General features: G+C 56.9%; 1 protein-coding gene. It reads right to left on the reverse strand.

The window, feature by feature from the left end; translation table 11 throughout:
* Positions 1-13: 13 nt before the first annotated feature.
* Positions 14-505 (reverse strand): ATP-binding cassette domain-containing protein, encoded by a 492-nt coding sequence (locus B3361_RS17515; protein ID WP_259368267.1) that lies wholly within the window; start codon positions 503-505, stop codon positions 14-16.
* Between the last annotated feature and the right edge of the window lie 177 nt (positions 506-682).

Raw genomic sequence — 682 nt, forward strand, 5'->3', positions numbered from 1 at the left:
CGCAAGGCCGCTCCTACAAGGTGTAAGGAGCGCCGGCTAGCGGGGGATTCTGAGCGATGTTCGTTTGCATTTGGCCGATGATCCGACCCTCGCTCATGGTGATAACCCGGTCAAACCGCGACAGCACGCTCTGATCATGCGTTACACAAACCAGCCCTCTTCCGTTGAATGCCTCAAACAACAGATCCCAAGTGCGCTCTGCCGACCCGGCATCGAGCCCAGCTGTAGGTTCATCAAAGAAATTGAATTCCCCAGGCTGATTAAGAAGGCGTAGCAGCGTCAGCCTGCGTGCTTCGCCGCCGGAAATCGATTCTGCGCGTGCATCCAGATCAAGTTCGTACCAGTCTTTGCCCAGGCCCAACCGTTCAAGCCACCGCTCGATTTGAGCGCGATCATGAGCTTGCTCGAACACCACCGCGCGGGGCAGGGAGCCGGGTATGAAATGCGTATCCTGAGGACAAAGTCGTAAGCGACTGAACTGTTCTCTCGCGTCGAGCGACGCCAGGCACCTGCTTGTCTAGCCGAAACTGATCTACCAATCGCCAAGCCTCAGCAATCCGCTCACCAGGGTGACCGGGCCTGTAAGCCCGCAGACGATTAATACCGCTATTCGGATTGTTCAAGGCAACCCGCTGCGAGTGCAGATGCCTTTTCAAGGCTTTTTTTGATGTCGCCTGGGCGG

Origin of the sequence: Pseudomonas sp. UBA6699 (assembly GCF_002454615.1) — a bacterium.
In the GTDB taxonomy this organism is placed as follows: domain Bacteria; phylum Pseudomonadota; class Gammaproteobacteria; order Pseudomonadales; family Pseudomonadaceae; genus Aquipseudomonas; species Aquipseudomonas juntendi.